The sequence below is a fragment of the Pseudomonas agronomica genome (genome assembly GCF_025917275.1).
In the GTDB taxonomy this organism is placed as follows: Bacteria; Pseudomonadota; Gammaproteobacteria; order Pseudomonadales; family Pseudomonadaceae; genus Aquipseudomonas; species Aquipseudomonas agronomica.
Map to the genome: position 1 here is coordinate 1 of NZ_JAOSHO010000171.1, position 9,661 is coordinate 9,661.

General features: G+C 60.7%; 8 protein-coding genes and 1 tRNA gene. 3 read left to right on the plus strand and 6 right to left on the minus strand.

Features of this window, described 5'->3' with window-relative positions:
- Positions 1–13: 13 nt before the first annotated feature.
- Entirely contained in the window at positions 14–1,342 is a 1,329-nt protein-coding gene (trhP, locus tag OC610_RS14075) for a prephenate-dependent tRNA uridine(34) hydroxylase TrhP (protein WP_264428464.1), read from the minus strand.
- A gap of 146 nt (positions 1,343–1,488) precedes the next feature.
- Between trhP and OC610_RS14080 the strand changes: the two genes are divergently transcribed.
- A complete protein-coding gene (locus OC610_RS14080; RefSeq protein WP_264428465.1) occupies positions 1,489–2,550 on the plus strand; it encodes an AI-2E family transporter in 1,062 nt (353 codons plus the stop codon).
- Here the strand turns inward: OC610_RS14080 and OC610_RS14085 are convergent.
- The 5 genes from OC610_RS14085 to OC610_RS14105 all read right to left on the minus strand — a co-directional run bounded on the left by OC610_RS14085 (position 2,547) and on the right by OC610_RS14105 (position 5,577).
- Positions 2,547–2,729, minus strand: a complete 183-nt coding sequence (locus OC610_RS14085) for a hypothetical protein (RefSeq protein ID WP_030142043.1) — start codon at positions 2,727–2,729, stop codon at positions 2,547–2,549. The two genes, OC610_RS14080 and OC610_RS14085, sit on opposite strands and share 4 nt — an antisense overlap.
- An 88-nt stretch (positions 2,730–2,817) precedes the next feature.
- On the minus strand, positions 2,818–3,012 hold the full coding sequence (locus OC610_RS14090; RefSeq protein ID WP_003179723.1) for a hypothetical protein: 195 nt from the start codon (positions 3,010–3,012) through the stop codon (positions 2,818–2,820).
- Positions 3,013–3,273: 261 nt separating this feature from the next.
- A tRNA-Asn gene (locus tag OC610_RS14095) sits at positions 3,274–3,349 on the minus strand.
- Positions 3,350–3,488: 139 nt separating this feature from the next.
- Positions 3,489–4,217 carry a hypothetical protein gene (locus tag OC610_RS14100; RefSeq protein WP_264428471.1) on the minus strand — a complete coding sequence of 243 codons (729 nt, stop codon included), beginning with the start codon at positions 4,215–4,217 and terminating at the stop codon, positions 3,489–3,491.
- A 163-nt stretch (positions 4,218–4,380) separates the two neighbouring features.
- The gene (locus OC610_RS14105; protein WP_030142042.1) at positions 4,381–5,577 is read right to left on the minus strand and encodes an amino acid aminotransferase; all 1,197 of its coding nucleotides are present in this window, start codon (positions 5,575–5,577) and stop codon (positions 4,381–4,383) included.
- A 332-nt stretch (positions 5,578–5,909) separates the two neighbouring features.
- On the opposite strand from OC610_RS14105, the gene uvrB reads away from it, so the two are divergent.
- Positions 5,910–7,925: an excinuclease ABC subunit UvrB gene (gene uvrB / locus OC610_RS14110; protein ID WP_264428474.1), complete on the plus strand. Its 2,016-nt coding sequence runs from the start codon at positions 5,910–5,912 to the stop codon at positions 7,923–7,925.
- Between the two features lie 245 nt (positions 7,926–8,170).
- The gene (gene gltX / locus OC610_RS14115) at positions 8,171–9,652 is read left to right on the plus strand and encodes a glutamate--tRNA ligase (protein WP_264428476.1); all 1,482 of its coding nucleotides are present in this window, start codon (positions 8,171–8,173) and stop codon (positions 9,650–9,652) included.
- The last annotated feature ends 9 nt before the right edge of the window (positions 9,653–9,661 follow it).

Consider the following 9,661-nt stretch of genomic DNA (forward strand, 5'->3'; position numbering starts at 1 on the left):
CCACGAATCGATCTCATGGCGCCGCCGCTACATCCCGCATCAACAACCCGAACCGCAAGTCCACCGCATCCGGAATCGGCACATACACCACGTGCCCGTCCCCCGGCGCGACGTCGATGCCTTGGCCCTGGACGTTCTGCAACTGATGCAGGTCGAAGTGGAAGTTGCCCTTGGGCGTCATCAGCTCCATGTGATCGCCCAGGCCGAAGCGGTTCTTCACCCGGACCTCGGCCATGCGCTCGCGCCGGGCGCCGGTCAGCTCCCCGACGAACTGCTGGCGCTCTGAAACCGAGCTGCCGTTCTGATAGTTCTGGTACTCGTCATGCACATGCCGACGCAGGAAGCCTTCGGTGTAGCCGCGTTGTGCGAGGGATTCGAGATCGGTCATGAGACTGCGATCGAATTCCCGGCCCGCCATCGCGTCATCGATGGCGCGGCGATACACCTGGGTGGTGCGCGCGCAATAGAAGTGCGACTTGGTCCGTCCTTCGATCTTCAATGAATGCACGCCCATGCGGGTCAGGCGTTCCACGTGCTGCACGGCTCGCAGGTCCTTGGCATTCATGATGTAGGTGCCGTGCTCGTCTTCGAAGGCGGGCATGGATTCGTCCGGGCGATTGGCCTCTTGCAGCAAAAACACTTGGTCGGTCGGCGCCCCGAGGCCCAGGGTCGGTTCCGGCTGATACACCTGGACGATATCGCCCACGGTGTTTTCCACCGCCGGTTGCGCCGAATATTTCCAGCGGCAGGCGTTGGTGCAACTGCCCTGGTTGGCATCGCGCTTGTTCAGATAGCCCGACAGCAGGCAGCGTCCGGAATAGGCCATGCACAACGCGCCGTGGACGAACACTTCCAGTTCCATGGCCGGCACCTGCTGGCGAATCTCGGCGATTTCCTCCAGGGACAACTCGCGGGAGAGGATGATCCGGCTCACGCCCTGTTGTTGCCAGAACTCGACGCTCGCCCAGTTCACCGTATTGGCCTGCACCGACAAGTGGATCGGCATGTGCGGGAAATGCCGACGGACCAGCATGATCAGTCCAGGGTCGGACATGATCAGGGCGTCCGGCCCCATGGCGATCACCGGTTCGAGATCCTTGAGAAACGTGCGCAACTTGGCGTTGTGCGGGGCGATGTTCACCACCACATAGAAACGTTTGCCCTGCGCGTGGGCCTCGTCGATGCCGACGGCCAGGTTGGCGTGGTCGAATTCATTGTTGCGCACCCGCAAGCTGTAGCGCGGTTGGCCGGCGTATACCGCGTCGGCACCGTAGGCAAAGGCATAGCGCATGTTTTTCAGGGTGCCTGCGGGGGCGAGCAGTTCGGGGGCTACGAGGGGCATGGTGGCGTCGGATCGCAAAAAGCGGGGAGGGTAGGCCACGGCCGGCCAGGCGGTATTGATCTGGATCAAGGGTGCGCTGCAGACGCGACGGCACTCCGGCGCGTCCTGGCGGACTAACGTTTATCTGCCAAGGACATGGAAAGCAAATGAACCGCAAGAACCTTCAAAACAAGTCGCAGATGGTGCTGCTGATCCTGGTCAGCATCGCCTTCGTCTGGATCCTGCTGCCGTTCTATGGGGCGGTGTTCTGGGCGGTCATCCTGGGCATCGTCTTCGCGCCGCTGCAGCGTCGCCTGCAATTCAAACTCAACTGGCCGCGCAACCTCACCACGCTGTTGACCCTGGCCATCTGCACGCTGATTGCGATCTTGCCGGTGATTGTCATCAGTACCTTGCTGGTCCAGGAAGGTGCTGCGCTGTACAAGAGCCTGGAAAGCGGCGAGCTGGATGTTGCCGATTACCTGGCTCGCTTCAAGGACGCGCTGCCGCCGTACTTCCAGCACCTGCTGGATCGCTTCGGCTTGGGCAACCTGAGCGGGCTGCGGGACAAGATCGTCAAGAGCGCGATGCAGGGCAGCGAGTTCTTCGCCACCCAGGCATTCAGTTTCGGCCAAGGCACGTTCCAGTTCCTGGTGAGTTTTTTCGTGATGCTTTATTTGCTGTTCTTCTTCCTGCGCGACGGTCCGGAGCTGGTGCGCAAGGTGCGCTCGGCCGTGCCGCTGGCCGAGTACCAGAAGCGTCGTCTGCAACTGAAATTCAACCGGGTGGTGCGGGCGACCGTGAAGGGCAACCTGCTCGTCGCGATCACCCAAGGTGCGCTGGGCGGTTTGATTTTCTGGGTGTTGGGCATTCCGACGGTGTTGCCTTGGGCGGTGCTGATGGCGTTCCTGTCGCTGTTGCCGGCCGTGGGCGCGGGTATCGTCTGGGCGCCGGTGGCGGTGTATTTCCTGCTTTCCGGGTCGATCTGGCAGGGCGTGGTGCTGGCGCTTTTCGGCGTATTCGTGATCGGCCTGGTGGACAATTTCCTACGCCCGGTCCTGGTGGGCAAGGACACCAAGATGCCCGACTACATGGTGCTGGTCTCGACGCTGGGCGGGCTGGCGGTGTTCGGCCTGAACGGCTTCGTCATCGGCCCCTTGATCGCGGCGCTGTTCATGTCCTGCTGGGCGTTGTTCGTCGAGAACACGCCTCGCGTGCAATTGCCCTAGGCGCGTAGCAGGTAGGGACCGATACGCTGCGACATGGCTTGGGCGGCGGGCAGGGAAGTCAGCGGGCCGCTGACGGTCACGCCGTCCTGCACCAGGTACCAGCAAGCCAATAGGCCGCGCTCCCTGAGCGGGGCGGGAACGGCGCTGCCAACAACAGACATGATTTGAACCTTCGGCATGGGAACCTCCATCAATCGATGGGGTTACCTTACGTGTACTGCGGGACGGGGGAAAATCAACAGGCTCGATAGTTGGAATCGATGTCGCTCAATCGACCACCAGATCGAGCATGTGCACCACTTCCTGCTCGTTGAGCAGGCCTTTGCGGACCAGGTTTTCCGCGAGCAAGGAAAGGAACTTGGCGCTGCGGTGGCCTTCCAGGTGCTTGAGCTCGGTCAGTGCGTTGTACACCTTGCTTGAAGTGCACAGTCCCACGATGCGGTGAGGGTTTTGTGTTGGCATGGCTTCGTCCTTGTTGTTATGAAGCTGCAATGGCGGACCGGGACAGTGTGCGGTACGGCCATGACGCTCAGGTGACAGCTTGGGGATTTGGAAAAAACCAAGCAGGATTCAGACCATGATGCCGGATTGGCGCCAGATTATTGTTCTGGTAGCGACCTTGGGCAGGCGGTCCACGGCCATCAGCGGGCCTTGAAGGCTGGAAACGCGCCCACAAAAAAGCCCCTGGATCTTTCGATTCAGGGGCTTTGATTTATTGCTGTCTGGCTCCACGACCTGGACTCGAACCAGGGACCCAGTGATTAACAGTCACTTGCTCTACCAACTGAGCTATCGCGGAATGACGCGTATGTTACTGATTGGAAAAGAGAAGTCAAGCTTGGGTTGATGATTGGGCGGGATTTTCGTGGCTGAGGCGTTCAGGTAGCAAATGTTACCGCTTCACACAGTCATTCGGAGCTTTCATGGCGAGGGAAGGGTCATTGTTTTTCCAGCAGCCAGCGGCGTAGGCCAGGAGTGAGTTGAGGGACTCCGTCTGGCCGGGATAGGTTGATCGCTTGGAGAATCTCCAGTTGCTTGCCTTTGCGAACGAAAATCCACGAGTCTCCCAGGTCTTCAGTACCCAGATACAGGGTGTCATTTCCTGCGCCCTGTGAAGCGCAATCACCGTCCAGGCACAACTCGTATCGATCGGTTTTCGACAACCCCGAAACGCGACCATCTGCCGTAAACACAACGATATTGCCTGTTCCCTGGCCGTCGACGATTTTCCATTGTCCGCCCATATATGCTGAATTCAGGGCGTGTCTGAAGGTGTGTCTGGGGTCTGTTTTGGCAGCTTGGGCGGGGCGGCTGAATACCTGCTGGGGTGCATGTTCTTTGGCCAGTTGTATCAGTTGCTTGCCATCAAATCGCAGTTCGTCGGTGCCATAGCCGTTGTAGTCGACGATCCAGGTATCGGGGGACTTTTGCAGCAATTGGCCTTCGCCGATTTCAAAACCACTGGTCACTTGCGCCTTTGCGGTGCGGGTGTCGAAGTCCCATTCCAGGTTCGAGCCATGGGTGGCGAAGGTTTTACGTAAAGATTGGCCCTGGGCTGCTGCATCGATGGCAGCCTGATTGATCCATATACCGTTGATATCCGTTTCTTCAGGCGTATGGGAACAACCCGCCAGGAGAAACAGGGTGAAGACAAGCATTTTGCGCATGATCAATCCTTGGAAAGATGAAGGCCTGGGAGGGTTTTGATGAAGAAATCACTATCAAATCCATGGCGCAGGCTAAAGAAAAAGGAGCCCGTAGGCGAATGCCAGTCAGTTAAGCTGACTGGCATTCGGCCGGCGGCCTCCCATTTCTCACATCACCAATACTTCAGATTACCTGGACGATGGCCTTGGTCACCGCTTCGATGTTGTTCTGGTTCAGCGCGGCCACGCAGATGCGGCCGGTGTCCAGGGCATAGATGCCGAACTCGTTGCGCAGGCGTGTCACTTGTTCAACGGTCAGGCCGGAGTAGGAGAACATCCCGCTCTGGCGTGCGACGAAGCTGAAATCGTGGTGCGGTGCGGCCTTGGCCAGCATGTCCACCATCTGGTCGCGCATGCCACGGATGCGCAGGCGCATTTCGGCCAGTTCTTCTTCCCACTGGGCACGCAGCTCCGGGCTGTTGAGCACGGCGGCGACGATGCTGGCGCCGTGGGTCGGCGGGTTGGAGTAGTTGGTGCGGATCACGCGCTTGACCTGGGACAGCACGCGGGCACTTTCTTCTTTCGACTCGCTGACGATCGACAGCGCACCGACGCGCTCGCCGTACAGCGAGAACGACTTGGAGAACGAGCTGGAGGCAAAGAAGGTCAGGCCCGACTCGGCGAACAGGCGCACGGCGGCGGCGTCTTCATCGATGCCTTTGCCGAAGCCCTGATAGGCCATGTCGAGGAACGGAACGTGGTTCTTGGCCTTGACCACGGCCAGCACGTTTTTCCAGTCTTCCGGGCTCAGGTCCACGCCGGTCGGGTTGTGGCAGCAGGCATGCAGCACAACGATCGAGCGGTCGGGCAGGGCGTTGAGGTCTTCCAGCAGGCCGCTGCGGTTCACGTCGTGGGTGGCAGCGTCGTAGTAGCGATAGTTCTGCACCGGGAAACCGGCGGTTTCGAACAGGGCGCGGTGGTTTTCCCAGCTCGGGTCGCTGATGGCGACGACTGCGTCAGGCAGCAGTTGCTTGAGGAAGTCGGCGCCGATCTTCAGCGCGCCGGTGCCGCCCACGGCCTGGGTGGTGATGACGCGACCGGAGGCGATCAGCGCGGAGTCCTTGCCGAACAGCAGGGTCTGGACCGCCTGGTCATAGGCGGCAATGCCGTCGATCGGCAGGTAGCCACGGGAAACGTGCTGGGCCACGCGAATCGTCTCGGCTTCGACCACGGCGCGCAGCAATGGAATGCGCCCTTCTTCGTTGCAGTAAACGCCCACGCCCAGGTTGACCTTATTGGTACGGGGGTCGGCGTTGAAAGCTTCGTTGAGGCCCAGGATGGGGTCGCGTGGTGCCAATTCGACAGCGGAAAACAGGCTCATTAGTGCGCGGCTCTGAATGGAGAGTGAGGGGACGTGTCGCGCTCCAGCCGGATGCACTAGAGCGGTGCACAAACGGGGAGCTAGTATAGAGGCCATCACCGGGCAGGGCGACAGGCTATTCGGTGTTTACCGTAAGTATTTTCGATTTTTTTCGACCGTTAGTCCCTTCGCAGCGTCAAAGTCTGCAAGGCGTGTAGGACGTTTGTCTTGAAAGCGAAGGCATTCACCTCCACATTGTGTGAATTCCAACTTTTTCCTCGGGCGGCGTCAGTCGTTTCGGTCTTTCTTGTTCCCGTCGCCTGGCCGACAGGAATGAACCCAGGGGTCATGTCATGTCTGAATTCCAGCTCGTCACTCGCTTCCAGCCCGCCGGCGACCAGCCAGAGGCCATCCGCCTGATGGTCGAAGGCATCGAGGCCGGGTTGGCGCACCAGACATTGCTCGGTGTAACCGGCTCGGGCAAGACCTTCAGCATCGCCAACGTGATCGCCCAGGTGCAGCGACCGACTTTGGTGCTGGCGCCGAACAAGACCCTGGCGGCGCAGTTGTACGGCGAGTTCAAGGCGTTTTTCCCGAACAACGCCGTGGAATACTTCGTTTCCTACTACGACTACTACCAGCCCGAAGCGTACGTGCCGTCGTCGGACACCTTCATCGAGAAAGACGCCTCGATCAACGACCACATCGAACAGATGCGGCTGTCAGCGACCAAGGCACTGCTCGAACGCAAGGACGCGATCATCGTCACCACGGTGTCGTGCATCTACGGCTTGGGCAGTCCCGAAACCTACCTGAAGATGGTGCTGCACGTGGACCGCGGCGACAAACTCGACCAGCGCGCTCTGCTTCGGCGCCTGGCGGATTTGCAGTACACCCGCAACGACATGGATTTTGCCCGGGCGACGTTCCGGGTGCGGGGCGATGTGATCGACATCTACCCGGCGGAATCGGACCTGGAAGCGATCCGTATCGAGCTGTTCGACGATGAAGTCGAGAGCATCTCGGCCTTCGATCCGCTGACCGGCGAAGTGATCCGCAAGTTGCCACGCTTCACGTTCTACCCCAAGAGCCACTACGTGACGCCACGGGAAACCCTGCTGGACGCCATCGAAGGGATCAAGGCCGAGTTGCAAGAGCGCCTGGAATACCTGCGCTCGAACAACAAGCTGGTGGAAGCCCAGCGCTTGGAACAACGCACTCGCTTCGACCTGGAGATGATCCTGGAGCTGGGCTACTGCAACGGCATCGAAAACTACTCGCGCTACCTGTCGGGCCGCCCGGCGGGCGCGCCGCCACCCACCTTGTATGACTACCTGCCGCCTGACGCCTTGCTGGTGATCGACGAATCCCACGTCAGCGTGCCCCAGGTCGGCGCCATGTACAAAGGCGACCGTTCGCGCAAGGAAACCCTGGTGGAGTATGGCTTCCGCCTGCCTTCGGCACTGGACAACCGGCCGATGCGCTTCGACGAATGGGAAAGCGTCAGCCCGCAGACGATTTTTGTCTCGGCCACGCCTGGCAACTACGAAGCCGAGCATGCCGGGCGCGTGGTCGAGCAGGTGGTACGGCCGACCGGCCTGGTGGACCCGCAGGTCGAGGTGCGTCCGGCGCTGACCCAGGTCGATGACCTGCTGTCGGAAATCACCAAGCGCGTGGCCTTGGAGGAGCGGGTGCTGGTCACCACGCTGACCAAGCGCATGGCCGAAGACCTCACCGACTACCTGGCCGACCATGGCGTGCGGGTGCGTTACCTGCACTCGGACATCGACACGGTGGAACGGGTCGAGATCATCCGTGACCTGCGCCTGGGCACCTTCGACGTACTGGTGGGCATCAACCTGCTGCGTGAAGGCCTGGACATGCCCGAGGTGTCGCTGGTGGCGATCCTTGACGCCGACAAGGAAGGTTTCCTGCGCTCCGAGCGCTCGTTGATCCAGACCATCGGCCGCGCGGCGCGTAACCTCAATGGCCGCGCGATTCTGTATGCCGACCGCATGACCGGTTCCATGGAACGGGCCATCGGCGAGACCGAGCGCCGTCGCGACAAGCAGATCGCCTTCAACCTGGCCAATGGCATCACCCCCAAGGGCGTGTTCAAGGACGTCGCCGACATCATGGAAGGCGCCACCGTGCCCGGCTCGCGCAGCAAGAAGCGCAAGGGCATGGCCAAGGCCGCCGAAGAGAGCGCCCGCTACGAGGCCGAACTGCGCTCGCCGAGTGAGATCACCAAGCGAATCCGGCAGTTGGAAGAGAAGATGTACCAACTGGCCCGGGACCTGGAGTTCGAGGCGGCGGCGCAGTTGCGTGATGAGATTGGCAAGTTGCGGGAGCGGTTGTTGGCTGTCTGAATATTGAAGTGTCTTCACAGGCCTCTTCGTCGGAACGCCGCCCGGAGCAGGCTCGTTCCCACAGGAAACCGAGTCGTTTGGACTGGATGCGGTCCATTGTGGGAGCGAGCCTGCTCGCGAATGGGGCAGCTCAGTCTTCATGGTCGGCCACACAAATCCCGCTCTCACTGGAGCCTGCCCACCATCGCCTGTTACCATTCGCCCCCTGTTTGATCTTTGCTTTTATCTTCTTTCCGAGACATGCCATGACCACCGTCCGTACCCGCATCGCGCCTTCGCCTACTGGCGATCCCCATGTCGGCACCGCTTACATCGCCTTGTTCAACTATTGCTTTGCCAAGCAGCACGGCGGTGAGTTCATCCTGCGGATCGAGGACACGGACCAGTTGCGTTCGACCCGCGAGTCGGAACAGCAGATTTTCGACGCCCTGCGCTGGCTCGGCATCGACTGGAGCGAAGGCCCGGACGTTGGCGGTCCGCACGGCCCGTATCGCCAGAGCGAACGTGGCGAGATCTACAAGCAGTACTGCCAGCAACTGGTGGACATGGGCCACGCATTCCCGTGCTTCTGCACCGCCGAAGAGCTCGACCAGATGCGCGCCGAGCAGATCGCCCGGGGCGAAACCCCGCGCTATGACGGTCGTGCGCTGCTGCTGTCCAAGGAAGAAGTCGCCCGTCGCCTGGCCACTGGCGAGCCCCACGTGATTCGCATGAAAGTGCCGACCGAAGGCGTCTGCGTCGTGCCGGACATGCTGCGCGGCGATGTCGAGATCCCGTGGGATCGCATGGACATGCAAGTGCTGATGAAGACCGACGGCCTGCCGACGTACTTCCTGGCCAACGTGGTCGACGACCATCTGATGGGCATCACCCACGTCCTGCGCGGTGAAGAATGGCTGCCGTCGGCGCCGAAACTGATCCTGCTCTACGAATACTTTGGCTGGGAACAACCGCAGCTGTGCTACATGCCGCTGCTGCGTAACCCGGACAAGAGCAAGCTGTCCAAGCGCAAGAACCCGACCTCGGTGACGTTCTACGAACGCATGGGCTTCATGCCCGAGGCGATGCTCAACTACCTGGGGCGCATGGGCTGGTCGATGCCGGACGAGCGCGAGAAGTTCTCCCTGCAGGAGATGGTCGAGCACTTCGATCTGTCGCGCGTGTCCCTGGGTGGGCCGATCTTCGACGTCGAGAAACTGTCCTGGCTCAACGGCCAGTGGCTGCGCGACTTGCCGGTTGAAGAGTTCGCCGCACGCGTTCAGAAATGGGCATTCAACCCCGAATACATGATGAAGATCGCGCCGCACGTGCAGGGCAGGGTCGAGACGTTCAGTCAGATCGCACCATTGGCGGGGTTCTTCTTTGCCGGCGGCGTGACCCCTGATGCGAAGCTGTTCGAATCCAAGAAGCTCTCCGGCGACCAGGTGCGGCAGTTGATGCAGTTGATCCTGTGGAAGCTCGAAAGCCTGCGCCAGTGGGAGAAGGACAGTATCACCGCGACCATCCAGGCCGTGGTCGAATCCCTGGAATTGAAATTGCGCGACGCCATGCCCCTGATGTTTGCCGCCATTACCGGCCAGGCGAGCTCGGTTTCAGTCCTCGACGCCATGGAAATCCTCGGGCCAGACCTGACCCGTTTCCGCCTGCGCCAGGCCATCGATCTGCTCGGTGGCGTGTCGAAGAAGGAAAACAAGGAGTGGGAAAAACTGCTGGGCGCTATTGCCTGATAACCCGTA

Coding starts and splice junctions, on each gene's coding strand:
- OC610_RS14090 (WP_003179723.1), bottom strand. CDS start 3,012: ATGCCAACACAAAACCCTCACCGCATCGTGGGACTGTGCACTTCAAGC.
- OC610_RS14080 (WP_264428465.1), top strand. CDS start 1,489: ATGAACCGCAAGAACCTTCAAAACAAGTCGCAGATGGTGCTGCTGATC.
- OC610_RS14100 (WP_264428471.1), bottom strand. CDS start 4,217: ATGCGCAAAATGCTTGTCTTCACCCTGTTTCTCCTGGCGGGTTGTTCC.
- trhP (WP_264428464.1), bottom strand. CDS start 1,342: ATGCCCCTCGTAGCCCCCGAACTGCTCGCCCCCGCAGGCACCCTGAAA.
- gltX (WP_264428476.1), top strand. CDS start 8,171: ATGACCACCGTCCGTACCCGCATCGCGCCTTCGCCTACTGGCGATCCC.
- OC610_RS14105 (WP_030142042.1), bottom strand. CDS start 5,577: ATGAGCCTGTTTTCCGCTGTCGAATTGGCACCACGCGACCCCATCCTG.
- OC610_RS14085 (WP_030142043.1), bottom strand. CDS start 2,729: ATGCCGAAGGTTCAAATCATGTCTGTTGTTGGCAGCGCCGTTCCCGCC.
- uvrB (WP_264428474.1), top strand. CDS start 5,910: ATGTCTGAATTCCAGCTCGTCACTCGCTTCCAGCCCGCCGGCGACCAG.